The following is a 24,838-nucleotide window of genomic DNA, read 5'->3' on the forward strand; positions in this document are numbered from 1 at the left end:
CAGTTAACCCCAATGACAGCAGGACGAAACCAGCGCCTATCGCCCGTATTGTTACAGAGTAGTATCGGCCTGTTAATTCTGACTGCTCTCATTCTTTTGGCATTCAGTACCCTGTGGCTAAAAAATATTCGTTTTGGTTCCCGTTCCTACCGAGCCACGGTGCTTTTTAGTGATGCAGCCGGTATGTTAGTGGGCACCAGGGTTGACTATCGGGGGGTTAGGGTTGGTCAGGTGGTCAGCGTCACGCCCCAACCGGAAGGGGTGGCAGTGGAAGTGGAAATTAGTCCCACCGATCGCCTAATTTCCAGTCGTGCGGAAATCCAAGCACGTCAATCCGGGTTAATTGGTGAAACATCTATTAACATCATTCCCAGTGAAGTGGTTTTACCCCAGGAGGTTAACTATAAACCCCTGGATAAGGACTGTAATCCGGAAGTGATTATCTGCAACGGTTCCATCCTGATGGGGCAGGATGCGTTGGATGTTAATGCCCTAATTCGGGCCATGATGCGTATTTCTGACTTTTTCAGTGAGCCAGAGATTAACAATGCCATCCGCTCCCTTGCAACCCAAACCCCCGAAGCCCTCAAGGATATCAGTCAGTTTAGTAATGAAGCGGCTACCCTACTGCGGGAAATTAACCAGGATGGGGGAGTCAAAAACATTCGTCGCACCCTGGCCTCTGTGGATCAAACTGCCCAAGACTTGTCCGTTTTGAGCCGGGAAGCCACTGACACTGTCCGTACCCTCAACCAAGGGGGAACTATTCCGGAAATTAACCGCAGTTTGCGTTCTGTCGGATCAGCGGCGGAGCAAATCCAAGCTTTTTTGGAAGTTAATAACCAACGGCTGGGGGCTACCCTCACCAGTCTCCAGGGCACCAGCGACCAGTTACAAATCAGTGTTAAAAACCTAGAGCCCCCTTTGGTGCAATTGTTAACTCAGGTTAATGAACAAGATACGGTGGGCAATCTTAACCAAGCGTTGGCCGATCTCAAAGCTGTAGCTGATAATGCCAATGAATTGACCGGGAATCTGAATCAATTTGCCGATCGCCTGAATGATCCCCAAACCATTATTTTGTTGCAGCAGTTGTTAGAATCCGCCCGGGCTGCCACCCAGAACCTAGAAAAAATCACTTCCGATGTGGATCAACTCACCGGTAATCCAGCTTTGCGAGAGCAGTTAATTCGTCTTATTCAAGGACTAAGTAATTTGGTTTCCACCACAGAACATCTGACGAAACAGGTGCAATATGCCCAGCAATTAAATCAACTTTCCGATGATTTGGCCCTGGTGGCCAGGGCCCAGGAATTGCAAACTCCTAGAGTTATTCCCGCCCAACCCCAAAAAACCGTCACAAAACCTTAGGAAACCCCTAAAATTAGCCTTCGAGGTGTGCCATATCAATCACCTGAATTATTAAGTTTAATTACCTTTACCCATGACTGCCGTACCCCCATCCTGCCAAATCCTTGACGGTAAAGCCCTCGCCCAAAAAATGCAGGGGGAATTACAACGGGACATTGCCCAACTGGTGGCCCAGGGCCATCGATCGCCGGGGTTGGCGGTGTTGATGGTGGGGGACAATCCAGCCAGTGCCGTTTATGTCCGCAATAAGGAAAAAGCCTGTGAAAAATTGGGCATGGTTTCCTTTGGCAAGCATTTTTCCGCTGATACGGACCAGGAAACATTGACGGCGGCGATCGCCAGTTTGAATGAGGATGAACGGGTGGATGGCATTTTGGTGCAATTGCCCCTACCGGATCATCTCGATGCAGTCAAACTATTACACACCATTGATCCCAGTAAAGATGCAGACGGGTTGCATCCAGTCAATTTGGGTCATTTGGTGCGGGGAGAAGAGGGTCTAAGGAGTTGTACTCCAGCGGGGGTGATGGCTCTATTGGCGGAATATAACCTTGATTTAACGGGCAAAAATGCGGTGGTGTTGGGGCGCAGTATTTTGGTGGGCAAACCCCTGGCTCTAATGTTGCTAGAGAAAAATTGCACCGTTACCATTGCCCATTCTCGCACCCAAAACTTGGCCGATATCACCCGGCAAGCAGACATCCTCGTAGCGGCGATCGGTAAGCCGGAATTTGTCACCGCCGATATGGTCAAACCAGGGGCAATCGTGGTGGATGTGGGTATTAACCGTCTTGATTTAGGAGAGGGGAAATCGACACTGGTGGGGGACGTGGATTTTGCGGGGGTTGCGCCCGTGGCCAGTTACCTCACCCCTGTGCCCGGTGGCATTGGCCCCATGACGGTGACTCTGTTGTTAGCTAACACTGTGGCTAGTTATCGGCAACGGTTAGGTATTTAACTTTAACCACTAATAATCCTAGGTCTCTTGCTACACTGGGGAGCGGACTTGGCCAACCCTAACCTTGTGGGTGATCAAGTTGAACGAACCATTCCAGCCAACCAATAACCATGGGTGATTTTTTAGCCAACGTTTCCCGTTATCCCCGGTATCTGATCAGTTTTACCCTGGGCATCTTTTTCTCCGTTTTCACTTGGCTCCAGCCCCTATTAAAAAATCGTGTCGGGGCGATCGCCCTGATGGGACTGCTGGTCAGTGGATTCATTTTTCTCTATTTCACTCTGCGGGCCATGTTAGGATTGACCGTGTAGAGGGAGTTTGGGCTAATCTGTCCAGGCTCGGACTTTTTTGTTGCCGAGGAGCAGGTCTATGGCTACCAGTCGTCGAGTTTCCCGGGTGTCGTCCCTAATTAAGCGGGAGGTCAGTCAAATGCTTCTCCACGAAATCAAAGATGACCGGGTGGGCACAGGCATGGTTAGCGTCACGGAAGTGGAAGTTTCCGGCGACCTACAGCACGCCAAAATTTTCGTTAGCATTTACGGCTCCCCTGAAGCCAAAGCCTCCACCATGGCTGGACTGCACTCCGCCGCTCCCTTTGTCCGTCGAGAACTGGGGCAACGGATGCGTTTACGGCGCACCCCAGAAGTTTCCTTTTTAGAAGACCGCTCTTTGGAACGGGGCGATAAAATTCTCAATCTCCTCAACAACTTGCCCCAGGCGATCGCCACTGAAGATTTGGAAGACGACGATTCTGGCCTTGCCCTGGATTGACTCCGACCACGGTTAGACTGACTTGGGTACAGGGTACGACAAATTACCAACCATCCCATCAAGCAAGTTTTTCCAGTTATTTCAATACTCACCAAGTTTTAAGCAAACAGCAATGACAGAGGTATTAAGGGTAGGACAGCCGGCACCGGATTTCACCGCCACGGCGATCGTCGATCAAAGCTTCCAGACCGTCAAATTAAGCACCTACCGTGGTAAGTACCTGGTGCTGTTTTTCTATCCCCTAGATTTCACCTTTGTCTGTCCCACGGAAATCATTGCCTTTAGCGATCGCCATAGCGAATTTACTGCCCTAGATACGGAAGTTGTGGGCATCTCCGTAGACAGCGAATTTTCACACCTGGCCTGGATTCAGACCGAACGGAAAATGGGGGGCATCGGCAACATTAACTATCCCCTAGTGTCAGATCTCAAAAAAGAAATTAGCCAAGCCTATAATGTCCTCGAACCCGATGCAGGCATTGCCCTGCGGGGACTATTCATTATTGACCGGGAAGGCATCTTACAATACGCCACCGTCAACAATCTCTCCTTTGGCCGGAGTGTGGACGAAACTCTGAGGGTACTAAAAGCCATTCGCCATGTGCAATCTCACCCCAACGAAGTTTGCCCAGTGGATTGGCAGGAAGGAGACAAAACCATGATCCCCGACCCGGAAAAGGCTAAGACCTACTTCGAGACAGTGGCGGAACCTTAGGTTTGCCCAGCCAAAAATGCCGACCCTAAATGGATAATTTTGACTACTAGGCTGACTGGTGAGAGATAAGTCGTGGGTGAGCTAGCCGTTTTGCCAACATCACTAAGTGTTGCCTATATCCGCCAATATTCACTAATTTTCAGACCAACTCTTCTGATGATTAATTACCCTTTCCCCTGGCTAACTTCGATGTCTCCCCTAACTAGGCCCCTAACCCTGGCCATGGCCGGCATTGCTCTGTCACTGGGTCTGGCCACTCCTGGCCACGGCGAAACCTGTGTGCCCATCCCTTTGGTGGGAGGTCAAGGTAATAGTGTGACTAAAACCGTCGCTGTTCCGACTATTCCCGCAGGGCCTCTAGGCATGTTGGGAATTAACATAACTCGTAATAATTGGAATACCGATTGGGCCGTACCAGGGGGAACAGTTTTTAAAAAATTCGTGATGACGGTAACCTCTGCCGAATCTACCCCCTTTGATATTCGAATGTTTTTAAAATATAGCGACCAGACTGCGTCAGAAATTTTTAATCAACAAGCTTTTGTCTTTAAACCTAATACTCCCTTGGAAATTGTCGGTAATGCTACCCCAGAAGAACAACCCTATCAGGTAAATCTTTTTGTTAACGGGCTAGACTCATTGGGCAAAACTTACACGGCCACCCTAGTGGGTTGTCGCTAAGTTTATGACCGGCTAATTCTCTAGATTTATCAGTAGCTAACTGACGACGAGTCATTGGCTAAGGGAGAGATTGAAGCCCCATCAACGGATTCTAAGTCATGGTCAAATATTGCCGTTCAGGATATTGTTCTCGTTGCAGTTGCTCTAGGGTATCAACGAAATCTGCAATGCCTTGAAATCGCCCATAAACAGAAGCAAAACGGATATAGGCCACTTCGCTTTCCTGGCGTAAATATTGCAACACCATTTGCCCGATTGCCTCGCTGTGAATTTCCCGTTTTGGCTGTTGCTGTAAGTTGGCCTCAATTTCTTCAACAATGTGTTCTAGGCGCTGGAAATTAATATCAGTTTTTTCACAGGCCCGCACCATACCCCGCAGCAGTTTGGAGCGGTCAAAGGCTTGCCGTTCCCCATCTTGTTTAATGACCGTGACGGGTAACAACTCCAGCCGTTCGTAGGTGGTGAAACGGTGTTTACATTCCAAACATTCCCGCCGCCGCCTAATACTTTGGCCACCTTCGCTGGAACGGGATTCAAGGACTCGACTATTGTGGTGCTGACAGTGAGGACATTGCATAATGGCTACAAAAAATGAGCTTAGCCCAACCTAACGCATACAAGAATGTTGCGTCAAAGTCAAGCTAGCCCACGGTTGAAACAGAGGTAAAAACTGGGGTTTTAAGGGAGTGTCCAGGCAAAAAACACCTGGAAAAAAGACCCTTTAATTGGACTATTTTTCGATGCGGGGGGGTTCCCGAAAGGCGATCGCAAAGAAAAGGACCGCAAGGGCCATGGTCAGCACCAGAATGTAAGCAACACTTTCCATAATCTAAAAAATTCCTAAAAGTTTATCCTTACACACTAATCTATACATTCCCCTGTCCCCTGACAACTAGACCGACTTGGCCAAGAACCAAACACTGCGGTGTGGGCACTGCTTCTTTGCTAGTATGGGTTAACGATTAACAATTGATTAAGGGGTCTAGACCCGTTCGTCATTGCCTTCCCTGTCTGGCGGGAATCCACCAATTCCCATAGTCTAAGATTTAGTTTCTGTACCCGTTTTTCTCTACCCTGATCCAGGAAGATTGCCGCCATGTTTCCCCCCTCCAGTGATTTGACTGAGTTGAATGATGGTCAGCCTTTGTCTGGCCACCATGCCGATAAACCAGAAGAAGCATGTGGGGTGTTTGGCATTTACGCCCCTGAAGAAGCGGTGGCCAAATTGACCTATTTTGGACTTTATGCCCTGCAACATCGGGGTCAGGAGTCGGCGGGTATTGCCACTTTTGCCGGGACAACGGTTCACTGCCACAAGGATATGGGGCTAGTGTCCCAGGTTTTTCAAGAATCTAAACTGAATGAAATGGTGGGTACTCTGGCTGTGGGCCACACCCGCTACTCCACCACGGGATCCAGCCATCGGGTCAATGCTCAACCGGCAGTGCTCCCTACCCGTTTGGGTCCCCTGGCCCTGGCCCACAATGGCAATTTGGTTAACACTAACCAGTTGCGAGAAGCTTTAGCGGAAAGGGGCTGTGAGGACTTTGTCACCACCACCGATTCGGAAATGATTGCAGTGGCGATCGCCAATGAGGTGGATAAAGGCAAAGACTGGGTGGAAGGCACCATTGCGGCCCTGACCCTTTGTGCGGGAGCCTATAGCTTAGTGATCGGCACACCGGAGGGAATCATTGGAGTCAGGGATCCCCATGGCATTCGCCCCCTGGTGATCGGTGTGTTAGAAGAAGAAACTCCCCGCTATGTATTGGCATCGGAAACCTGTGCCCTGGACATCATCGGTGCCACCTATGTGCGCACGGTGGAAGCCGGAGAATTGGTCCATATCACCGAATCTGGCCTAGTTTCCCATCGATTAGCCGAAAGCGCTGACCGTAAACTCTGTGTGTTCGAGATGATTTATTTTTCTCGCCCGGATAGCGTGGTTAACGATGAAAGCCTCTACACCTATCGCATGCGCATTGGCAAACATTTAGCCAAAGAATCCCCTGTGGATGCTGATCTCGTGATGGGGGTACCCGATTCCGGTATTCCAGCGGCGATCGGCTTTTCCCAAGCTTCCGGTATTCCCTATGCCGAAGGTTTAATCAAAAATCGTTACGTGGGGCGTACCTTTATCCAACCCACCCAACATATGCGAGAGCACGGCATCCGCATGAAACTCAATCCTCTCAAAGACGTATTGGCCGGTAAACGGATCATTATCGTCGATGACTCTATTGTGCGGGGCACCACTAGTCGCAAAATTGTCCGAGCGTTACGGGAAGCTGGAGCAACAGAGGTACATATGCGGATTTCTTCTCCGCCAGTGACCCATCCTTGCTTCTATGGCATTGATACCGACAGTCAAGATCAACTAATTGCGGCCAGACTGACAGTGGCGGAGATTGCTGAGCAAATTGAAGTGGACTCCCTCGCTTATCTTTCCCAGGAAGGCATGTTGTTGTGCACCGGCGAAGATATTTCCCATTTTTGTTCTGCCTGCTTCAATGGAAGATACCCCATCACTGTGCCAGATGCGGTCAGGCGCTCTAAATTAATGCTGGAGAATATTACTGCTTGAAAAGTTGGCCGAAAACTCTAAACAGAATCATTGGCGATTTTTAGGTTCGGATGGCTGGTCGCGACTGTGGTTGGCCAAAAACCAGGTTCTCCAGGCAGTGGAACTGCGGACAACAATCCACAACAGCAAAATCGCGATTAAGCCACCATTTTTGGGAGCTTTGAAAGCGAATAGTACCAGTCCCACCGAGAATAAATCCTCTAAAACTGTTACCCAAAAGGGCAACCCCCGCAAGCGAAAAAACCAACCGATCGCCACTAGCCTTATGGCCAGAGCAAAGAGGGAACCGATCGCCCCCACCACCCATAGGGGAGGAAAACGAAAATCCATTTCCAATTGTGAAGCCAACTCTGAAGTCAATAATCTAGCGACAGTGATGGCCATCATTGCCCCCACTAGGGGAGTGAACAACAATTGCACAATTTGTAGAACTCTCTGGCCCAGCAACTTTTTTGAGCCAAACAATTCAAACAAAGACCAACTGGTCAACACCGCCACTACCACCTGGGGATTAACCCTCCAGAGTAGGGGCACTTCCGACCATAACTGACCTTGGATTAGACCAACTATTAACAACGGTAGGGCAATGCGCATCCCCGCCGCTGCCGCCGCTGACAAAATTGCGAGGATTCCAAGGAGGGTGCTCATTAAAGTTCAAACCGGGAGGGCAAAACCGACCATATCAGGGATAATGTTAAGAAAAGTTGCAGACTAAATGGGAAAGAGTTACCTCATGGGCGTTGCTGTTCAAGTCAAACAACTCCGAAAAAAGTACGGTGCTATCCCTGCGGTGAAGGACATTTCCTTTGCGGTGCCCAGGGGAGAGATATTTGGTTTACTTGGTCCCAACGGTGCCGGTAAGACCACCACTATCCGTTGCTTATGTACTCTAGCCAAACCAGACGGAGGGGAACTGTGGATTGATGGCGTAAACGTATTAAGCGATCCCCGCCAGGCCCGGCGCCGTTTAGGCTATGTGGCCCAGGAAGTTGCCATAGATAAAATCTTAACAGGTCGAGAATTGTTGCAACTACAAGCTTCCCTCTACCATCTTGATGCCATTAGCTCTCAAAAACGCATCGACCAACTTTTAGATATTTTGGGCTTAACAGCCTATGCAGATCAGAAAACTGGAACTTATTCCGGCGGGCTAAAAAAACGTTTGGACCTAGCAGCAGGTTTACTCCATCAACCAACGGTGTTGGTGTTGGATGAACCATCGGTGGGGCTAGACATTGAAAGTCGCTTTATTCTCTGGGAATTTTTGCGCCAATTGCGAGATGCAGGCACTACGGTAGTAATTACAAGCCATTACCTGGAGGAAATTGATGCCCTAGCCGATCGCCTAGCCATCATTGACCAGGGCACAGTTATCGCCACCGGCACCCCCACGGAACTAAAAGACCGGGTAGGGGGGGACAGGGTCACCCTCAGAATTAAGGAATTTACGGCAGACCAGGAAGCAGAAAAAGCTAGCCAAATTCTCCGCTCCCTAGCTTTCGTTCAGGAAGTGATTGTCAACCAAGCCCAAGGCAATTCCCTCAATCTGGTGGTGACGCCCCAGAGTAATCCCCTCAGTCAGATCGAAAAAGCCCTACTCGCTGACGGTTTACCGATTTTCAGCTTGGCCCAATCCCGACCTAGTTTGGATGATGTGTACCTAGCGGCCACCGGCAAAACCCTGATGGATGCGGACTTGGCCGCTGCTGCCCAACGGGATCTCAAAGCAGAAAAAAAACAAGCGATGAAAGCTAGTTAACCACGGTGTCAATCAATCTCCCGGAGACTTTTCCTGAACGATCAAAGCAAGGGCGAAAAAAATTCCCTACCATGGTCACCAAGGTAAAACTCTGCCCCAGTGTGTGCAAATTCAGCAAAGTCAATTAAACTGCCGTCAAGCCCCAAAGTTTTATGAGTCAAACCCTCACCCCTCCCAAAATCACTTCCCTGCTAGCTCCTCAGGCCGCCCCGGCCAATCCCCCCAGCTTAACGGTGGAGTTTTTCCAAGAAACCATTGCCCTAACTAAGAGGTTATTTATCCAACTGCAACGGCGGCCTACCACCCTAGTGGCAGGGATCATTCAGCCGTTTATGTGGTTAGTGCTATTTGGTGCCCTATTTCTCAATGCGCCCCAGGGCCTATTTGGTAATGACCTCAACTATGCCCAATTTCTAGCACCGGGCATTATTGTTTTTACTGCCTTTTCAGGGGCTTTGAATGCCGGTCTACCGGTGATGTTTGATCGGGAATTTGGTTTTTTGAATCGCTTGCTGGTTGCTCCCTTGGCCTCTCGCTACTCCATTGTGGCCGCCTCCACGGTGTATATCATCAGTCTGAGCCTGATCCAAGCAGCAGTGATTGTCGGGGCCAGTGCTCTGCTGGGAGCTGGTTTACCCAATAGCTTTGGTTTGGGAATGATTGCCCTGATTGTTTTCCTAATCGTGTTGGGGGTAACGGCCCTAAGTTTAGGTTTAGCCTTTGCCCTGCCGGGCCACATTGAATTGATTGCGGTAATTTTTGTCACTAATTTACCCCTACTCTTCGCCAGTACTGCCCTTGCTCCTTTGGACTTCATGGCCCATTGGTTGCAGGTGGTGGCCAGTTTAAATCCATTAACCTATGCCATCGAACCAATCCGTTACATTTACCTGAATGGCAACTGGGGTTTGGATAGTACGGTTTTGACTGCCCCTTGGTTCAGTTTGAATTTCGCCCAGGTATTGGGGGTGTTAGTTTTGTTTGATGGTTTAGTATTGTTATTAATCCAACCTTTGCTCAAACGTCGCTTTTTGTGATTTTGTCTGTTGATCATAGCTGATCGTATTTGTTCAACAACCGTATCTCGGCAACATTGAGCTGTAAAGTTTTAGACCAATTAACCACTTGGAGCCTGATGACCATGAAGACAGCCCAAATAACCCGCTGTTTAGCCCTCAGTGCCCTCACCACTGGCCTGTTCAGTTTCGCCCCCGTTCAGGGTCAATCCACCGGCACTGTCCCTGGAGAAGATCCCTTTGTTTCCAACAACGTTGACCCCAGTAAGCAGGGTTTGGGAGGGGGATTCGATCCCATGTCGTTGATTCACAATGCCAATTTGAGTCGCACCCGTAATGGGTCAGACTTTGCTGAGGATACCCAGAGAAATATCAATAAAGCCGCAGACCAGTTCAAGCAACTGCAACAGCAACGACTAATGGAAATGCAGCAACAGCAGACTGAACCGGCGATAGCCCCAGCCCCCGGATCGCCCTAGATTGGCTAATGGTTATGGGCTTGACCTATGGTACTGAAACTGAAACGGGGGACTTGGTTGCTCTGGACAGTGGCCTTAATGCTGGGGTTGGGCGTAGTGGCCTGGGAAATGAGTCGCACTCCTGAAGAGGGTACAACTACTGTCCAAAGTCCCTCTGTAAATCGCCATTTTGATTTCAGTGCTGATTTGGTGCAATCCATCACCATTACCCAGTCTGAGCCGAACCGAGCAGAGATCAAAATCTATCGCCGGGGGAAAGATAATAATGGTGACTCTGTTTGGTTGATGGATAATCCCCAGCCAGCGGCCGTGAGTGGTCCGGCGGTAGATTTTTTGCTCAGTGTGGTCTTGGGCAGTCAGAACGACCGGGATTTTGAGGTGCCCACAGCGGAATTAACGGACTACGGCCTTAATCCTGCCGGGACAGAGTTAACTATTCAATTGGTCAATGGTAAAACCCACCGTCTCCAGTTAGGTAACCCCGACTTTGCAGGGAATTCTCTCTACGCTCTGGTTAACCCGGTGGAGAATGCTGATATCCCGGCAGAAAGCCAACAAGTTAGTCTAGTGCCCCGTTCTCTGGAAGAATTGACCAGGCGATCGCCAGCGGATTGGCAACAGGCAGATTTAGAAAGTGATGATGAAAATTTAGATGGTAGCGGTCCTGAAGGTGGCGTTTCCTCCGAATTCCCGGCAAGATAGCTGAGGGGACTTGTGGTTTTCGATGGCAGTCAAATTTGGCAAAATACTTACAAGACTGTAGTAGTGCAAAAAATTTCGTTCCTGGTAAACAGTTTTCCGCCTCGCCCCTTGTTTGAATTGACAAGCAGGAATGTTTGTCCCAGCCTTGTCCTGCCAAAATTTTTAGGTTGTCCCCATTGCCCATGACCAGCAAAATCTTAGAAATTCAAGACCTGACGGTGAGCTTTGACGGCTTTAGGGCCCTCAACCATTTGACTTTTTCCATGAATCCGGGGGAATTGCGGGTAATTATTGGCCCCAACGGCGCAGGAAAAACAACTTTTTTAGACGTGATCACCGGTAAAGTTCAACCAACGGAAGGCCGGGTCCTATTCCAAGGCAAAGACATTCGTAAAATTCCGGAATATCGCATTGCCCGTCTGGGGGTGGGGCGGAAATTTCAAACTCCTAGGGTCTATCTCAATCTGACGGTGGCGGAAAATTTGGACTTGGCGGTAAACCGAAAAAAGTCCGTTTGGGGTACTTTGATGGGACAGGCTACCGGAGCTGAGCAGCGCAGTGTGGGAGGACTGTTGGAAACCATTGGCCTGACCCCCAAAGCTCACTTGGCGGCGGCCCTACTCTCCCACGGCGAAAAACAACGGCTTGAAATTGGCATGTTGGTGGCCCAGTCCCCCACTTTATTGTTGGTGGATGAGCCGGTGGCGGGATTGACTGATGAAGAAACGGAAAATGTGGGGGATTTGCTCTTGGCCCTGGCGGAAAGCCATTCCATCATTGTGATTGAACATGATATGGAGTTTGTGCGCCAAATTGCCCGCAAGGTGACAGTACTCCATCAGGGTTCAGTATTGTGTGAAGGTAACATGGACCAGATTCAAAATGATCCCAAAGTAATTGAAGTGTATTTAGGAGAAGCCCCCAGCCTTTCCCCCCAACAGTTTAAAATTCTTCGCACAGTGGCCGCTGTCGCCGCCGCCGACGGCAAAATTTCTGAGACAGAAATGGCGATTATTTTAGATAACCTCAGTCAGGTGTTTAAAGGCAGTGGATCTGATCCTCAGCATCTGCGACAGGAGTTGCAAGATTATTTGTTGCAGGGGGTTGAAGTGGACTTTGCTAACTTAACGGAAGAAATTCCCAAACAGGAAGACCGAGAATTGGTGTTGCGCCTGAGCCAAGAAATTGTGGCGGTACACCGACAAGAACCAGAACCTTTTTGGGAGTGGCAAGCCTATCAGGAATTACTGCGGGGTCTGAATTTACCCATCACGGCTATCAGTGTTGATGAGGATGGAGATTAGGGGACTTGAACTATTGGAGTTGGCAATCAATGAAACTCTAGCCACCGGGTACAATCGGGCAAGTACCTACAAAGCAAAAGATTATACTTAGGGGTTGGACGTAAAGCCAAATCTCACAGCAGCAGCAATCATTGCCCCGATAATGGCCACAATCAATGTAATGCCCATATCTGACGGTTTTGACTGTCCTCTAGGCGATTAACTCGACCATTCAAGCCTTCCAACTTCTCTTCTATGCGTGGAAGGGCTTCCAGCTTTCGCTCAATCCGGTCTAGTCTCTCGTCAATTTTGGCTAAAATGTCTTTTAAGTCAGTTTCAATTGTTGCCATTTATTCCTCCTCAACAGGGCTACTCCTAGTATATCTAGGGCGCAATCTTCAGACCTAGCCAAAAAACAACAGCCAGGAATATCTGAAAACCGGCTCGAAAAAGTATGGAGATTAGCGGACTCGAACCGCTGACATCCTGCTTGCAAAGCAGGCGCTCTACCAACTGAGCTAAACCCCCGTGAACTGGTGCATGTTACGCCCTTTGGTAACAAACCTCAGCTATTATAGCCATAGAAGTTCACAACAAGCAAGGATTTTTCCGCTTTCCTATGGCTTATCAGGTAACAACTTTTTACCATTTTACCCGGCTCAATTGTTTGGCAGAGAAGCAAAGCCGTTGGCAGGAGTTGGGCGATCGCCTGGGGCTAAAGGGAACTATTTTGTTGGCAGAGGAAGGGGTCAATGCCACAATTGCTGGTGAGTCGGCAGCCATCGAAGAAATGGTCAAAATTATGGCAGCGGATTTGGGCCTAACCAGTGTGCCCCAACGTCATTCCTGGGCAAAAACCATACCTTTCCAACGAATGAAGGTGAAAATTAAGCCGGAAATTGTCAGCCTTGGCCAGCCTCAGGTGAACCCGGAAAAACAAGTGGGAACTTATGTGTCGCCCCAGCAGTGGAATCAATTGCTCCAAGACCCTGATGTGGTGGTGATTGATACCCGCAACGATTATGAAGTGGCGATCGGCACCTTCCAGGGGGCAGTCAATCCCTGTACCAAAAAATTTCGCCAATTCCCCGACTATGTGAAGAATAATCTAGACCAGCAAAAAAACAAAAAAGTAGCGATGTTTTGCACTGGGGGGATTCGCTGCGAAAAAGCTAGTGCCTATCTCTTGGAGGAGGGATTTGCGGAGGTTTACCATCTCCGGGGGGGAATTTTGCATTACCTAGAAACCATTGCCCCGGAGGAAAGTTTGTGGCAGGGGGAATGTTTTGTCTTTGATGAAAGGGTAGCGGTGCAAGAAGGCTTAAAAGTTGGCTCCCATGCCCTCTGTGACCATTGTGGTTATCCCCTTAGGGTTGGCGATCTCGCAGAGATCCGCTACGCGGTGCGCCATTGTCCCCAGTGCGGTTTAACGGTGGCGGTAAGCAATGAGTTATAGCCTGAGAATTGCCGATCTACCGGAGGATGAACGCCCCAGGGAAAAATTGCTCAAATACGGGGCCAAGCATCTGGGGAATGCTGAATTGATCGCCATTCTCTTGGCCACAGGTCAAGGCAAAGGCAAGCTGTCGGCGGTGGGTCTGGGGCAATATATTTTGCAACAGTTGGGACAAAATCGTCAGGACCCCATGGACGTGTTGCGTAATATCCACCCTCAGGAATTGATTGCTTTTCCCGGCATTGGTCCCGCTAAGGCCACCACGATTTTAGCGGCGGTAGAATTGGGTAAACGGGTGTTCCAGAGTCGTCCCTTGGAAAAAATGGTGGTGGATAGTCCCGAAGCGGCGGCGATCGCCTTGAGCCAGGATTTGATGTGGCAGACCCAGGAACATTTTGCCATTGTCATGCTAGACGTAAAAAACCGTTTGCTGGCGACCAAAGTGATTACCATTGGCACCGCCACAGAGACCCTAATTCACCCCAGGGAAATCTTTCGGGAGGTGATCAAACAGGGTGCCACCAGGCTGATTGTGGCCCATAACCATCCCTCCGGTGGGCTAGAGCCGAGCCCGGAAGATATCAGGCTGACAGAATTCCTACTCCAGGGGGCCCAATACTTGCAAATTCCGGTATTGGACCATCTCATTTTGGGCCACGGCAAGCACCAAAGTTTGCGGCAATGCACAGATCTGTGGGAGCGTTTTCCCCAGGGAGATTAGGAGAAATGCATGTAATTGCCTTAATTCATCTGAAAATTCCAACAGCAGGGTTAGCCATGGTATAGTGGAAGACTGTGTTCGATTACCAGCCACATTATGCCCAAACTTAAAACTCGTAAAGCCGCCGCCAAACGATTTCGCCCAACCGGCAGTGGCAAGAAGATTATCCGTCGCAAAGCGTTTAAAAATCACCTATTGGAACATAAGAGTTCTGAACAGAAACATCGTCGTCTGTCTAACCTAGCTTTGGTGCATGAAGCCGATGAGAAAAATGTCCGGCTCATGCTTCCCTATATGTAATTGAGTAGTTAGCGCTATTTTTGCTCACTTTTCCGCTGGGTGCCATGGAAAGTTGGGATGGGGAAAATCCCGCTAGGGTTCTAACTCCAAAACACTTTCCCAGGTAAAGCTGAAATTATCTTTAGTTTTTTAAAGTTACTATGACCAGAGTTAAACGGGGCAACGTTGCCCGCAAACGCCGCAAGAAAATTCTCAAGTTAGCCAAAGGTTTCCGGGGTTCCCACTCCAAACTTTTCCGCACCGCTAACCAACAGGTAATGAAGGCTCTACGCAATGCCTACCGCGATCGCCGTAAGCGTAAACGGGATTTCCGTCGTCTGTGGATTACCCGCATCAACGCTGCCGCTCGCCAAGAAGGTATGAGCTACAGCAAGCTGACCGGACAATTGAAAAAAGCCAATATTGAAATCAACCGTAAAATGTTGGCCCAGTTGGCTGTTTTAGACCCCGCCGCTTTTAGTGAAGTGGTAAAAGTTGCCGCCACCGCAAAGTAGAAAGCTTTATTTTCCCTTTGGGCAAGGCTGACCGATTTAGATAATTGAACCAAGAAAAAGAAACTCCCCACCCTAGGTAACTGGGATGGGGTTTTTCGTTGCAGGTATTAAACTTTTTTCAGTTTTTTGAGGGTGTCGTACATTTCCGGTAAACGCTTATAGATGGCAGAGGCTTTGAGATAAAGCTTGTGGGGCATATGGGGACTGCCACAAACTACTTCTTTGGGCCCCACTTTGCCATGGATTCCCGTTTGAGCCGAGGCGATCGCCCCGTCACCGATCTCGGATTTGTCCGCTACTCCCACCTGACCAGCGAGGATTACCCGGTTGCCGATGGTAACTCCCCCCGCTAAACCCACTTGGCCGGCTAGAGCACAAGCCTCACCAATACGACAACCATGGGCCACATGCACCATATTGTCGAGTTTAGTATTTTTCCCGATGCGGGTTTCCCCCACGGCGGGACGATCTACTGCACTGTTACAGCCAATTTCTACCCCGTCTTCCAAAACTACTTGGCCGGATTGTTCCATTTTGAACCAGCCTTCGGGGGTAGGCACAAAGCCGAAACCCTCTGCCCCGATCGCCGCTCCGCTATGGATCACACAACCTTGGCCAATCTGAGTTCGTTCGTGGATGGTGCAGTTACCATGGAGTACGCTGTCGTTGCCAATGGTCACACCGGGGTAAATCACCACATTGCCGTGGATGCACACCCGATCGCCGAGGGTCACGTTGGGATAAATTACCACATGGGGGCCAATGCTCACGTCCTCACCACAATGCACCGAGGGATCGATAACAGCAGTGGCATGGATACCCGCCGGTGGACGATAGGGTTGATAAAAAACGGCGATCGCCGCCGCAAATAGGAGCCGGGGTTGGGCAGTGGCACACCAGGCTATACCTTGGGCATCCGCTTCTGCTTGAAGTTTTGCATCCGGGGGCAAAATTAGCGCACTGGCCTGGGTTGTCTTCATTTGAGGCGCATACTTGGCACTATCGACGTAACTGATTTGCCCGGTCAAGGCCTCCGTTAAGGCGGCAACGCCCCCAAGGGTTGGATTGCGATCGCCAAATTTTTCTAGGCTGTGGCATTGGATATGGGTTTGTAGGCGTTCTACGAGTTGGCTAAATTCCATGGGAGATCGGCGGAGCTAAACGCTAAATTGTGGCCATTTTCCCATAAGGCTTTGACCTTTCCCGTCCCTTTTCGCCGGTGCTAACTTTGGTCTAAGGTATCTCTCTCAGCCTCACCCAGGGGAACGCAAAAATTAAACCTCCGCCACCATTTCCCTAGGAGGATTCTTTGGCGATCGCCATTTACGCCACCAGGCCCAGAGGGTTGTGGCCATGAAAATACTGGAATAAACCCCGGAAGCAAAGCCAATAATCAAAGCTAAAGCAAAGAATTTGAGACTATCACCACCGAAAAGAAAGATTGCTACCAGGGGCAAAGAAGTGGTCAAAGAAGTGTTAATGGAACGGGTCAAAGTTTGATTGACTGCATCATCCACCACATGGTTAATATCCCAGTCAGAATGGCGCTCTAGGGTTTCCCGCACCCGGTCGTATATGACCACGGTGTCATTGACAGAAAAGCCGATGATGGTCAGTAACGCCACCAGGAAAAGACTATCAACTTCCACTCCTCCCACTAAGCCAAAAATGGCAAAGGCTCCCATGGTAATCAAGGCATCATAAAGTAGGGCGATAATGGCAAAAACAGCGTAATCAAGCTGAAAACGGATAGTTAAATAGATGATAATCCCCAGCAGGGAAATCACCAGGGCTAACACCCCAGAACGGAATAAAGCTTTGCCTACCGTGGGGCCAACGGTGTCAATTTGGATAGTTTCCGGGTCGAACTTACCTATGCCTTCATTCAATGCTTTTTGCACCGCTTCCCGTTGTTCCACATCCAGGGTTTGTTGACGGATAGAAAGGGTATAGTCCTCAATTACCTGCACACTACTGTTACCTAAGCCCACGCCGCCGAGAATATCCTGCACCTCCGCCACATCGATCGCCGCTGGGCAATTATTGCTGCTGGCGCATTCCAGTTGTAGTTGCAAACGGGTACCACCGACGAAATCGAGACCTGGCCTAAAAGGAGCTTGGAATTGTGCCCAGGAAATTGCCATGGCGAAAATACTGATCAGCACCAAGAGAGAAGAAACGATCCAAGCTGGCTTTTCCCATTTGAACAGGTCTAATTTCATAATTTTTGAGAATTGGTCAAAGAAAGCAAACAGAATTCTGGGTTGAAAAATAAAAAGCTTTTAAGACTTAGCCGTTACCGATGATAGATTCGGGCAAAAGAGCCTGGGATTTTGACGCACTTTGGGCAAACTGAGCACAATAACCAGTAACAGGGTACGACTGCAGGTCAGGGCGGTGAACAAACTCACCATGACTCCGATCGCCAGGGTGAGAGCAAAACCTTTCACCAGACCGGAACCAAACCAAAACAGGGCCGCACAGGCAATGAGGGTGGTGACGTTACTGTCCAAAATACTGGAAAAGGCCCGAAAAAAGCCCGCTTCCACCGAACGGTAGAGGGTGTTGCCCGCCCGCAACTCTTCCCTGGTGCGCTCAAAAATCAACACGTTGGCATCCACCGCCATGCCGATACTGAGAATGAAACCGGCAATACCAGGCAGGGTCAACGTTACCCCCACCAAAGCAAAGGCCGCTAGGGTCAAAACGGCGTAAATCATTAGGGATATATCCGCCACTATCCCCGGCAAACGATAGTAAACCGCCATGAAAACTAGCACGAGAACTAGACCGACAAACCCCGCCACTAAACTACGGCGGATACTTTCTTGCCCCAGGGTGGCCCCCACTGTGCGGTTTTCAACCACTTCCACTGGGAACGGCAAGGAACCGCCCCGCAGTTGCACCGCCAGATCGTTAGCAGTGTCGATGGTGAAATTTCCTGTAATTACCGCTGCGCCCCCGGTGATCCCCGTATTGGCAAATTCCACGCCCACTACCGGAGCACTGATTAAATCGTTATCCAAAAATACCCCCAGGCTCCGACCCGTGCCGGCCACCGCTTGGGTTAACTCGGCAAATTTCTGTCCCCCTTCTTCGTCAAACCGGAGGGCCACTTCCCAGGCTGTGCCGGATTGATTAGGGCTAGGGCGGGCATCGGTGAGGTTTTTCCCCGTCAGTCCCATGGGTTCAAACAGAGCTAATAGAGCTTTATTGGATTCTTCTTTCGCTTTGATTAATTCCTCTAGGCGATCGCTGTTTTCCGGGGACGCACCGGAACGACGCAGGTTTTCCAACTCCGCATCCAGTTGCCGTTTAATGCTGTATTCCGCTTGGAATTCCCCTTCCGTGCCCGGCCGTTGTTGCTGAAATTCTAGCTGGGCAGTGCCCCCCAAAATTCGTTCTGCCTGTCCCGGATCCGTCACCCCCGGCAGTTGCACCACAATCTTATCTTCCCCGGCCGTTTGCACCAATGGTTCCGATACTCCCAGGGCATTAACCCGGTTTTCAATTACCGTTTTCACCGCCACCAAGCTATCGTTGTCAATTTGGGGAATTTCTTTGGTGGGTTGCACTTCAATGGTTAACTGGGCTCCCCCCCGCAGGTCTAAACCCAGTTGCAGGGGTAATTTGACCAGCACAAAGCTGGCCCCAATGACCAAGACAACAATTAAAAGCAGTAGCCAACGCAGTCTTTGCATGGGAAAGGAATTGATCGGGGACAATGTTCGATTCTATCGTGCTACGGGTCGATCCCTAGGCGATCGCCTGGGGCCGAAAGCAACGATGGGGGACAAAGTAATTAAATTTTCTTGATATACAAAAATTCGCTTTTGTCGATGCCTGATCATTTTGCACTAACTTTAACCATTGCTATGCATTGCAGTGTTTTGCAACATTTAATTAAGAATTCATGACGAAGTTTTTTTACTTGGTAGGATTTATTCCGTGGGCAAGCGCAACTTGCCATAGGCTAACTTCTTCAATTTCAGCTTTACATGAATCCCTCCTCTTCTCCTTCCCAATCTACGGCTAACGTTAAGTTTGTCCTGCTGATTTCGGGGGTAGCAGCCCTGGGGGGGTTCCTGTTTGGCTTTGACACTGCGGTGATCAATGGGGCGGTGGCGGCCCTACAAAAACATTTTCAGACGGACAGTCTTTTAACAGGTTTATCTGTATCCTTAGCTCTGTTGGGATCAGCACTGGGAGCCTTTGGGGCGGGACCGATCGCCGATCGCCATGGGCGGATTAAAACGATGATTTTAGCGGCGGTGCTGTTCACCCTCAGTTCCATTGGGTCGGGTTTACCTTTCACCATTTGGGATTTTATTTTTTGGCGGGTGTTGGGGGGCATTGGGGTGGGGGCCGCTAGCGTTATTGCCCCGGCCTACATTGCGGAAGTGTCGCCGGCCCATCTGCGGGGGCGTTTAGGATCTTTGCAACAGTTGGCCATTGTTTCTGGCATTTTCATTGCCCTGCTCAGTAATTGGTTTATTGCTTTGATGGCGGGGGGATCGGCCCAAAATCCCTGGTTGTTCGGTGCGGCGGCCTGGCGTTGGATGTTCTGGACAGAGCTAATTCCCGCCCTGCTCTATGGAGTTTGCGCTTTCCTGATCCCCGAATCTCCCCGGTATTTAGTCGCCCAAGGGCAAGGGGAAAAAGCGGCGGCTATTTTGTGGAAAGTGGAAGGGGGAGACGTGCCCAGTCGCATTGAGGAAATCCAGGCAACGGTTAGTCTCGACCATAAACCCCGGTTTAGCGATCTGCTCAGTCGTCGGGGAGGATTATTGCCCATTGTCTGGATTGGTATGGGGTTGTCGGCACTACAACAGTTTGTTGGCATTAACGTAATTTTTTATTACAGTAGCGTGCTCTGGCGATCGGTGGGTTTTACCGAAGAAAAGTCTCTGTTAATCACGGTAATCACTGGTTTTATCAATATCCTCACCACCCTAGTGGCGATCGCCTTTGTGGATAAATTTGGCCGTAAGCCTTTGTTGCTCATGGGCTCCATTGGTATGACCATTACCTTGGGCATCCTTTCCGTGGTGTTTGGGGGAGCAACGGTGGTTAATGGCCAACCCACCCTGACGGGGGCCGCTGGGATAATTGCTTTGGTGACAGCCAATCTTTATGTATTTAGTTTTGGTTTTTCTTGGGGGCCCATTGTTTGGGTCTTGCTGGGGGAAATGTTTAATAACAAAATTCGAGCGGCGGCCCTATCGGTGGCGGCGGGGGTACAGTGGATTGCTAACTTTATTATTTCCACTACTTTTCCGCCCCTATGGGATACGGTGGGTTTGGGCCCCGCCTATGGTTTATATGCCACTTCAGCGGCCATTTCAATTTTCTTTATCTGGTTTTTTGTGAAGGAAACTAAGGGTAAAACTCTGGAGCAAATGTGATTAATTTTTTATTTTGAGGGGAATTAATTGACATTAGCTTGATTTTTTTCGGGAGGGTACCACATTGTCATTAGCAAAATTGACTGCATCCATGGGCTTAATTTGCGGTTTGGCGATCGCCAGTGGACTAACAGTGACGATACCCAGTGAGGCCCAAACTATCTCCGTGAACGAATTTTTCCCTCCGGTTAATCGTTACCAGTTGGGTGCAAGTAATTTGGGCAATGGCGTTAATCAAGTTACCTCAGTGGCGGAACTAAGGGATGTGCAACCCAGTGATTGGGCCTTTGCCGCTCTGCAAAGTTTGGTGGAGCGTTACGGTTGTTTAGTTGGTTATCCAGACCGCACCTACCGAGGTGATGCCGAAGGCACACTGCGTGCCCGCCCCCTGAGTCGTTACGAATTTGCAGCGGGATTAAATGCTTGTTTAAACACCATTGAGCAACTATTGCAAGAAAATGTCTCCGTTGCCCAGGGAGATTTAGACCTGCTGAAAAAATTAGCCCAGGATTTCCAAGCAGAGCTAAAACAATTGGCAGTTCGGGTCGATAATCTGGAAACTCGCACTGCTTTTTTAGAAGACCACCAATTTTCCGTCACCACAAAACTTTATGGACAAACGATTACTTCTTTGGATAAGGTCTTTGGCGATCGGGTGGGGGGCGGCAGCAATGAATTTCAAACCCAGTTCGCCTATCGAGTCCGATTTAATTTAGAAACCAGTTTTACCGGCAAAGATTTGTTCAGAACCAGGTTGCAGTTCTCCAACTTTCTTAACGGAGTAGAGCAAACTGGCACCAATATGACCCGCTTCAACTATGACGATAATTCCAACAATAATGTGGAGGTGAGCCATCTTTGGTACCGTACTCCTTTGACGGATAATTTGACTCTGCGCTTGGGTACTGTCGGGGTGGGCTACACAGATTTAGTGGATACGTTAACTCCCCCCACCATTGCCGATGATGCCCTGGGTATTCCTTCCCGCTTTGGGGAGTATGATCCGGTTTATCGTCGGGGAGGGGGAGGAGCTGGCTTTAATTGGCAGATAACCCCCACAGTGCAACTGAGTGTGGGCTACTTGGCCACCAATCCCAACGATCCTGACCCAGGCAATGGCCTTTTCAATGGGGGATATCACACCCTGGCTCAATTGGCTTATCAAACCGCTGACGGGGGCATTGGCTTCACCTATTCCCGTTCCTATTTCCCCGCTGGTAATACGGATTTAATGGCGGGCACTGGTAGTCTGTTGGCCATTCAACCCTTCGGAGAGGTGATCGCCACGGCGGGGAATTTTTACACTTTGCAGGGGTATTACCGCATCACGCCCCACGTACAAATCCATGGCTGGGGAGGTTTTGTGGAGGCCCAAGCCCAGGGGGGAGGATTAAGCAATTTATCCAATGGAGTGGGGGGGACAGTGTTGAGGGATGTGTCCTGGAATAGTTCGGCCATTTGGTATGGCTTGGTGGGCATTAGTTTCCCAGACGTGGGGGGAGAGGGTAATTTACCGGGCATTGCTCTAGGTATTCCTCCGACGGTAACGGCCAGTAATTTACCGGGGGCAGTGGGACAAACCACCCCTTACCATTTAGAGGCGTTCTATCGCATCCAACTCAACGACAATATTTCCATCACCCCAGGTTTTTGGGTCGTGCTTAATCCTGAAGCCAACAGCAACAACGCCACCCAATATGTGGGGCATATACGCACCAGCTTTTTGTTCTAATCTGCGGTCTTTTTGATCAAATTGGTCTGTGTTCCATCAAGACTGACACAACCCCATAAAATCAATCAATTGCCGCACCAATTCCGGTTTGGTCACAGCCAAAATGGTGGAACCATCTTCGAGCAACGTATTGCCGTTGGGAATTTTTAGATCTTCATGGGCATTGGCCTGGTAGCCAATAATCAATGTACCGGAGGGAAAACGGGGATCCTGGGCGATCGCCGCCACGCTACGGCCCACAATGGTGCAATTGGGGGGAATAGAAAGTTTGAGCACTTCAATTTGTCCCTGTTCAAAGTGCATCATGGCATCCACTTGGGGATACTCAATGGCATTAATTACCCGATTAAGAGCCAATTCTGTGGTGCTGATAATGTGGGTGGCACCGGCCAAGCGGTACGGTTCAGCAAAATCCCCATCGCTCATGCGGACGACAATTTGCGGCACACCGTAATGTTTTGACAGGGTAACTAAAGCCAAATTTAGGGCATCCTCCTGGAGCGCTGCAATCACAGCCCCCGCTTTACGAACTCCTGCTTCTAGTAAAACTGAGGTATTGACCGCACTGCCTTCAAAGGCCATCACCCCAATTTTTTCCCGGGCATACTGACAGGCCAAGGGATCGGTATCCACCGCCGCCACAGTGTGACCCATTTTGAGCAGATTTTTGGCCAAATTGGAGCCCATGCTCCCCATGCCACCAATGAGAATATACATCTTTCACCCGTTGGATAACAGGCTTGATTGTAATGGAAGTTCACGAAAATTGATGGTGGCCAATCCCCACCAAGGTTTGATGGGGAAATTTGAGGGTTGAGTAAGCAACTAGAATTTTGGCCCACAGACCCTTAAGCTCCCACGGCTTCCTTGGCGGCATACATAACCTCCAGGGTGATTTCCGATAGGCCCCGCTCTCGGGCAAACTTTTCTGTGTTGCGTTTAACTTTACCCCGCACAAACCCTGGCACTTTATTCAATTCTGCTTGGGCGGTGCTGTGCCAGCCTAGATCAGAGTCACTGGAAATGCCTTTGGTGATCACTTCCTTGGTGTCGTGGCCGCCGAAAATTTCCAACAGATGGTCTTCCATGCCCAGGGTGAAGGAGTTGTACACCAAATCGGCAATCTGGTTTGTCCCTTCGTAACCGAGGAAAGGTTTGTAGCCCAGGGGAAAATTCTGGATATGGATCGGGGCCGCAATCACACCGCAGGGAATATCCAAGCGTTTGCCCACATGGCGTTCCATCTGGGTGCCAAAAATTGCTGCCGGCTCAATCCTGGCTATGGCATCGGCGATCGCCCCGTTGTCTTCACTGATCAACACTTCGTCACAGTATTCAGATACTTCGGCTCGGAACCAATCGGCATCGTATTTGCAATAGGTTCCTGCTAGCACAACGTGGATACCCATTTCCCGGGCCAAAATTTTGGTCATAGCGGCCGCATGGGTATTATCCCCAAAGACCACTGCTTTTTTGCCCGTGAGATTTTGACAGTCGATAGAGCGAGAAAACCAGGCCGCTTGGGAGACGTGACGGGTTTGTTGCTGGATGAAATCTTCGTAGTTAACGTCGAAACCCTGTTGATTTAACACCTGTTGCATTTTGCGGATACAACGGGCCGTTTCCACCACTCCCATGGGGGTAATGTCCACGTAGGGCTGGGCAAATTCTTCTTGCAAATATTCCGCTGTCATCAAACCAATTTCCCGGTACGGGCAGAGGTTAAACCAAGCTTGGGGAATTTTAGCCAATTGATCCACCGTGGCTTTTTCCGGCAAAATCAGGTTTACTTCAATGCCCAGATCCGCCATTAATCGCTTTAACTCGGTGCAATCATGTTGATTGTGGAAACCTAGGGTGGTGAAGCCAATTAAATTCACCGATGGCTTAGCTGTTTTTTCCGTGGCTAAATTACCCTGTTTCCGGGCTTTTTTGATGTAAAACTCGACAATCTGCTTAAGGGTACGATCGCCAGCTTGCAATTCGTTATAGCGGTAATGGTTCACGTCCGCCAAAAGTACATCACAGTGGGCATCCATCTGGGCCCGGTCAACAAAATTGGCCAAATCTTCCTGCAAAATGCTGGAGGTACAGGTGGGGGTCAGCACAATTAAATCCGGCGTTTCTTCCCCATCTTTGCGGACAATGTTGTCCACCACTTTTTCCTGGGAACCCCTCGATAACACTTGGCGATCGACCACACTGGTGGTGACAGGGGTAAAATTCTGCTCCCGTTCCAACATGGAGCGCATGACGTTGAAATAATCATCCCCCAACGGAGCGTGCATAATGGCGTGGACGTTTTTGAAAGAACTGGCGATGCGTAGGGTGCCAATGTGGGCCGGGCCAGCGTACATCCAATAGGCCAATTTCATAGGGTTCAGACTCCGGGGGCATAATTCACCCTCAAA

General features: G+C 49.7%; 27 protein-coding genes and 1 tRNA gene. 18 read left to right on the forward strand and 10 right to left on the reverse strand.

The features are described from left to right. Positions 1 to 12 precede the first annotated feature (12 nt). The 6 genes from H6G46_RS11250 (at position 13) to H6G46_RS11275 (ending at position 4,496) form a co-directional block, all read left to right on the forward strand. Positions 13 to 1,371, forward strand: a complete 1,359-nt coding sequence (locus tag H6G46_RS11250) for an MlaD family protein (RefSeq protein WP_014407135.1) — start codon at positions 13 to 15, stop codon at positions 1,369 to 1,371. 73 nt (positions 1,372 to 1,444) lie between these two features. Continuing rightward, positions 1,445 to 2,329, forward strand: a complete 885-nt coding sequence (gene folD / locus H6G46_RS11255; protein ID WP_010873368.1) for a bifunctional methylenetetrahydrofolate dehydrogenase/methenyltetrahydrofolate cyclohydrolase FolD — start codon at positions 1,445 to 1,447, stop codon at positions 2,327 to 2,329. Positions 2,330 to 2,439: 110 nt separating this feature from the next. Further along, on the forward strand, positions 2,440 to 2,640 hold the full coding sequence (locus tag H6G46_RS11260) for a DUF751 family protein (protein ID WP_010873367.1): 201 nt from the start codon (positions 2,440 to 2,442) through the stop codon (positions 2,638 to 2,640). Positions 2,641 to 2,698: 58 nt separating this feature from the next. Continuing rightward, positions 2,699 to 3,100 (forward strand): 30S ribosome-binding factor RbfA, encoded by a 402-nt coding sequence (gene rbfA / locus H6G46_RS11265; RefSeq protein ID WP_010873366.1) that lies wholly within the window; start codon positions 2,699 to 2,701, stop codon positions 3,098 to 3,100. A 112-nt stretch (positions 3,101 to 3,212) separates the two neighbouring features. Beyond that, entirely contained in the window at positions 3,213 to 3,815 is a 603-nt protein-coding gene (locus H6G46_RS11270; protein WP_014407134.1) for a peroxiredoxin, read from the forward strand. A 189-nt stretch (positions 3,816 to 4,004) separates the two neighbouring features. After that, positions 4,005 to 4,496, forward strand: coding sequence for a hypothetical protein (locus H6G46_RS11275; RefSeq protein ID WP_020862188.1), 492 nt, complete (start codon positions 4,005 to 4,007; stop codon positions 4,494 to 4,496). 91 nt (positions 4,497 to 4,587) lie between these two features. On the opposite strand, the gene nrdR is transcribed toward H6G46_RS11275, so the two are convergent. Next, the gene (gene nrdR / locus H6G46_RS11280; protein ID WP_010873363.1) at positions 4,588 to 5,073 is read right to left on the reverse strand and encodes a transcriptional regulator NrdR; all 486 of its coding nucleotides are present in this window, start codon (positions 5,071 to 5,073) and stop codon (positions 4,588 to 4,590) included. Between the two features lie 153 nt (positions 5,074 to 5,226). Continuing rightward, the gene (locus H6G46_RS11285) at positions 5,227 to 5,322 is read right to left on the reverse strand and encodes a photosystem II reaction center protein T (protein WP_010873362.1); all 96 of its coding nucleotides are present in this window, start codon (positions 5,320 to 5,322) and stop codon (positions 5,227 to 5,229) included. Between the two features lie 270 nt (positions 5,323 to 5,592). Between H6G46_RS11285 and purF the strand changes: the two genes are divergently transcribed. Beyond that, on the forward strand, positions 5,593 to 7,080 hold the full coding sequence (gene purF / locus H6G46_RS11290; RefSeq protein WP_010873361.1) for an amidophosphoribosyltransferase: 1,488 nt from the start codon (positions 5,593 to 5,595) through the stop codon (positions 7,078 to 7,080). Positions 7,081 to 7,107: 27 nt separating this feature from the next. On the opposite strand, the gene H6G46_RS11295 is transcribed toward purF, so the two are convergent. After that, entirely contained in the window at positions 7,108 to 7,728 is a 621-nt protein-coding gene (locus tag H6G46_RS11295) for a DUF4126 domain-containing protein (RefSeq protein WP_010873360.1), read from the reverse strand. 85 nt (positions 7,729 to 7,813) lie between these two features. On the opposite strand from H6G46_RS11295, the gene H6G46_RS11300 reads away from it, so the two are divergent. The 5 genes from H6G46_RS11300 (at position 7,814) to urtD (ending at position 12,340) form a co-directional block, all read left to right on the forward strand. Next, positions 7,814 to 8,839: an ABC transporter ATP-binding protein gene (locus tag H6G46_RS11300; RefSeq protein ID WP_020862191.1), complete on the forward strand. Its 1,026-nt coding sequence runs from the start codon at positions 7,814 to 7,816 to the stop codon at positions 8,837 to 8,839. 152 nt (positions 8,840 to 8,991) lie between these two features. Further along, complete coding sequence (locus tag H6G46_RS11305) at positions 8,992 to 9,876, forward strand: ABC transporter permease (protein WP_010873358.1); 885 nt, start codon at positions 8,992 to 8,994, stop codon at positions 9,874 to 9,876. A 104-nt stretch (positions 9,877 to 9,980) separates the two neighbouring features. Then, positions 9,981 to 10,334 carry a hypothetical protein gene (locus tag H6G46_RS11310; RefSeq protein ID WP_020862192.1) on the forward strand — a complete coding sequence of 118 codons (354 nt, stop codon included), beginning with the start codon at positions 9,981 to 9,983 and terminating at the stop codon, positions 10,332 to 10,334. Positions 10,335 to 10,361: 27 nt separating this feature from the next. Beyond that, positions 10,362 to 11,036, forward strand: a complete 675-nt coding sequence (locus H6G46_RS11315; RefSeq protein WP_014407133.1) for a hypothetical protein — start codon at positions 10,362 to 10,364, stop codon at positions 11,034 to 11,036. A gap of 182 nt (positions 11,037 to 11,218) precedes the next feature. Continuing rightward, the gene (urtD, locus tag H6G46_RS11320; protein ID WP_010873354.1) at positions 11,219 to 12,340 is read left to right on the forward strand and encodes an urea ABC transporter ATP-binding protein UrtD; all 1,122 of its coding nucleotides are present in this window, start codon (positions 11,219 to 11,221) and stop codon (positions 12,338 to 12,340) included. A gap of 152 nt (positions 12,341 to 12,492) precedes the next feature. On the opposite strand, the gene H6G46_RS11325 is transcribed toward urtD, so the two are convergent. After that, positions 12,493 to 12,669, reverse strand: a complete 177-nt coding sequence (locus H6G46_RS11325) for a hypothetical protein (RefSeq protein WP_010873353.1) — start codon at positions 12,667 to 12,669, stop codon at positions 12,493 to 12,495. Positions 12,670 to 12,774: 105 nt separating this feature from the next. Then, positions 12,775 to 12,847, reverse strand: a tRNA-Ala gene (locus H6G46_RS11330). A gap of 91 nt (positions 12,848 to 12,938) precedes the next feature. Between H6G46_RS11330 and H6G46_RS11335 the strand changes: the two genes are divergently transcribed. From H6G46_RS11335 to rplT, 4 genes are all read left to right on the forward strand, one after another. Next, positions 12,939 to 13,775: a rhodanese-related sulfurtransferase gene (locus H6G46_RS11335; RefSeq protein ID WP_010873352.1), complete on the forward strand. Its 837-nt coding sequence runs from the start codon at positions 12,939 to 12,941 to the stop codon at positions 13,773 to 13,775. Beyond that, entirely contained in the window at positions 13,765 to 14,496 is a 732-nt protein-coding gene (gene radC, locus H6G46_RS11340) for a DNA repair protein RadC (RefSeq protein ID WP_010873351.1), read from the forward strand. Before H6G46_RS11335 ends, radC begins: the two co-directional genes overlap by 11 nt. Positions 14,497 to 14,592: 96 nt before the next feature. Continuing rightward, positions 14,593 to 14,796: a 50S ribosomal protein L35 gene (rpmI, locus tag H6G46_RS11345; RefSeq protein WP_010873350.1), complete on the forward strand. Its 204-nt coding sequence runs from the start codon at positions 14,593 to 14,595 to the stop codon at positions 14,794 to 14,796. Between the two features lie 140 nt (positions 14,797 to 14,936). Then, a complete protein-coding gene (gene rplT / locus H6G46_RS11350) occupies positions 14,937 to 15,290 on the forward strand; it encodes a 50S ribosomal protein L20 (protein ID WP_010873349.1) in 354 nt (117 codons plus the stop codon). Between the two features lie 107 nt (positions 15,291 to 15,397). Here rplT and lpxD read toward each other — a convergent pair whose 3' ends face one another. The 3 genes from lpxD to secD form a co-directional block, all read right to left on the reverse strand. Beyond that, entirely contained in the window at positions 15,398 to 16,432 is a 1,035-nt protein-coding gene (gene lpxD, locus H6G46_RS11355; protein ID WP_010873348.1) for a UDP-3-O-(3-hydroxymyristoyl)glucosamine N-acyltransferase, read from the reverse strand. 132 nt (positions 16,433 to 16,564) lie between these two features. Next, positions 16,565 to 17,512 (reverse strand): protein translocase subunit SecF, encoded by a 948-nt coding sequence (gene secF, locus H6G46_RS11360; RefSeq protein WP_010873347.1) that lies wholly within the window; start codon positions 17,510 to 17,512, stop codon positions 16,565 to 16,567. 60 nt (positions 17,513 to 17,572) lie between these two features. Then, a complete protein-coding gene (gene secD, locus H6G46_RS11365) occupies positions 17,573 to 18,991 on the reverse strand; it encodes a protein translocase subunit SecD (protein ID WP_010873346.1) in 1,419 nt (472 codons plus the stop codon). Positions 18,992 to 19,288: 297 nt separating this feature from the next. Here secD and H6G46_RS11370 point away from each other — a divergent pair, with 297 nt between their 5' ends. Both H6G46_RS11370 and H6G46_RS11375 read left to right on the forward strand, forming a co-directional pair. Further along, on the forward strand, positions 19,289 to 20,695 hold the full coding sequence (locus H6G46_RS11370; RefSeq protein WP_190595412.1) for a sugar porter family MFS transporter: 1,407 nt from the start codon (positions 19,289 to 19,291) through the stop codon (positions 20,693 to 20,695). A gap of 91 nt (positions 20,696 to 20,786) precedes the next feature. Continuing rightward, entirely contained in the window at positions 20,787 to 22,427 is a 1,641-nt protein-coding gene (locus H6G46_RS11375; protein WP_010873344.1) for an iron uptake porin, read from the forward strand. A gap of 36 nt (positions 22,428 to 22,463) precedes the next feature. Here the strand turns inward: H6G46_RS11375 and H6G46_RS11380 are convergent, their stop codons facing one another. Together H6G46_RS11380 and bchB are read right to left on the reverse strand one after the other, a co-directional pair. Next, on the reverse strand, positions 22,464 to 23,144 hold the full coding sequence (locus H6G46_RS11380; protein ID WP_010873343.1) for a TrkA family potassium uptake protein: 681 nt from the start codon (positions 23,142 to 23,144) through the stop codon (positions 22,464 to 22,466). A gap of 131 nt (positions 23,145 to 23,275) precedes the next feature. Further along, a complete protein-coding gene (bchB, locus tag H6G46_RS11385) occupies positions 23,276 to 24,802 on the reverse strand; it encodes a ferredoxin:protochlorophyllide reductase (ATP-dependent) subunit B (protein WP_010873342.1) in 1,527 nt (508 codons plus the stop codon). Positions 24,803 to 24,838: the final 36 nt, after the last annotated feature.

The sequence above is a fragment of the Synechocystis sp. FACHB-908 genome (assembly GCF_014698595.1).
In the GTDB taxonomy this organism is placed as follows: domain Bacteria; phylum Cyanobacteriota; class Cyanobacteriia; order Cyanobacteriales; family Microcystaceae; genus Synechocystis.

What these genes read in the sequence shown, in the direction of transcription:
- urtD (WP_010873354.1), top strand. Translation starts at nt 11,219, where the DNA reads ATGACCAGCAAAATCTTAGAAATTCAAGACCTGACGGTGAGCTTTGAC.
- H6G46_RS11250 (WP_014407135.1), top strand. Translation starts at nt 13, where the DNA reads ATGACAGCAGGACGAAACCAGCGCCTATCGCCCGTATTGTTACAGAGT.
- folD (WP_010873368.1), top strand. Translation starts at nt 1,445, where the DNA reads ATGACTGCCGTACCCCCATCCTGCCAAATCCTTGACGGTAAAGCCCTC.
- H6G46_RS11325 (WP_010873353.1), bottom strand. Translation starts at nt 12,669, where the DNA reads ATGGCAACAATTGAAACTGACTTAAAAGACATTTTAGCCAAAATTGAC.
- radC (WP_010873351.1), top strand. Translation starts at nt 13,765, where the DNA reads ATGAGTTATAGCCTGAGAATTGCCGATCTACCGGAGGATGAACGCCCC.
- rpmI (WP_010873350.1), top strand. Translation starts at nt 14,593, where the DNA reads ATGCCCAAACTTAAAACTCGTAAAGCCGCCGCCAAACGATTTCGCCCA.
- H6G46_RS11285 (WP_010873362.1), bottom strand. Translation starts at nt 5,322, where the DNA reads ATGGAAAGTGTTGCTTACATTCTGGTGCTGACCATGGCCCTTGCGGTC.
- H6G46_RS11270 (WP_014407134.1), top strand. Translation starts at nt 3,213, where the DNA reads ATGACAGAGGTATTAAGGGTAGGACAGCCGGCACCGGATTTCACCGCC.
- H6G46_RS11300 (WP_020862191.1), top strand. Translation starts at nt 7,814, where the DNA reads ATGGGCGTTGCTGTTCAAGTCAAACAACTCCGAAAAAAGTACGGTGCT.
- H6G46_RS11305 (WP_010873358.1), top strand. Translation starts at nt 8,992, where the DNA reads ATGAGTCAAACCCTCACCCCTCCCAAAATCACTTCCCTGCTAGCTCCT.
- H6G46_RS11295 (WP_010873360.1), bottom strand. Translation starts at nt 7,728, where the DNA reads ATGAGCACCCTCCTTGGAATCCTCGCAATTTTGTCAGCGGCGGCAGCG.
- rbfA (WP_010873366.1), top strand. Translation starts at nt 2,699, where the DNA reads ATGGCTACCAGTCGTCGAGTTTCCCGGGTGTCGTCCCTAATTAAGCGG.
- H6G46_RS11315 (WP_014407133.1), top strand. Translation starts at nt 10,362, where the DNA reads ATGGTACTGAAACTGAAACGGGGGACTTGGTTGCTCTGGACAGTGGCC.
- H6G46_RS11275 (WP_020862188.1), top strand. Translation starts at nt 4,005, where the DNA reads ATGTCTCCCCTAACTAGGCCCCTAACCCTGGCCATGGCCGGCATTGCT.
- H6G46_RS11380 (WP_010873343.1), bottom strand. Translation starts at nt 23,144, where the DNA reads ATGTATATTCTCATTGGTGGCATGGGGAGCATGGGCTCCAATTTGGCC.
- H6G46_RS11310 (WP_020862192.1), top strand. Translation starts at nt 9,981, where the DNA reads ATGAAGACAGCCCAAATAACCCGCTGTTTAGCCCTCAGTGCCCTCACC.
- lpxD (WP_010873348.1), bottom strand. Translation starts at nt 16,432, where the DNA reads ATGGAATTTAGCCAACTCGTAGAACGCCTACAAACCCATATCCAATGC.
- H6G46_RS11260 (WP_010873367.1), top strand. Translation starts at nt 2,440, where the DNA reads ATGGGTGATTTTTTAGCCAACGTTTCCCGTTATCCCCGGTATCTGATC.
- secF (WP_010873347.1), bottom strand. Translation starts at nt 17,512, where the DNA reads ATGAAATTAGACCTGTTCAAATGGGAAAAGCCAGCTTGGATCGTTTCT.
- secD (WP_010873346.1), bottom strand. Translation starts at nt 18,991, where the DNA reads ATGCAAAGACTGCGTTGGCTACTGCTTTTAATTGTTGTCTTGGTCATT.
- rplT (WP_010873349.1), top strand. Translation starts at nt 14,937, where the DNA reads ATGACCAGAGTTAAACGGGGCAACGTTGCCCGCAAACGCCGCAAGAAA.
- bchB (WP_010873342.1), bottom strand. Translation starts at nt 24,802, where the DNA reads ATGAAATTGGCCTATTGGATGTACGCTGGCCCGGCCCACATTGGCACC.
- H6G46_RS11370 (WP_190595412.1), top strand. Translation starts at nt 19,289, where the DNA reads ATGAATCCCTCCTCTTCTCCTTCCCAATCTACGGCTAACGTTAAGTTT.
- H6G46_RS11375 (WP_010873344.1), top strand. Translation starts at nt 20,787, where the DNA reads ATGGGCTTAATTTGCGGTTTGGCGATCGCCAGTGGACTAACAGTGACG.
- purF (WP_010873361.1), top strand. Translation starts at nt 5,593, where the DNA reads ATGTTTCCCCCCTCCAGTGATTTGACTGAGTTGAATGATGGTCAGCCT.
- H6G46_RS11335 (WP_010873352.1), top strand. Translation starts at nt 12,939, where the DNA reads ATGGCTTATCAGGTAACAACTTTTTACCATTTTACCCGGCTCAATTGT.
- nrdR (WP_010873363.1), bottom strand. Translation starts at nt 5,073, where the DNA reads ATGCAATGTCCTCACTGTCAGCACCACAATAGTCGAGTCCTTGAATCC.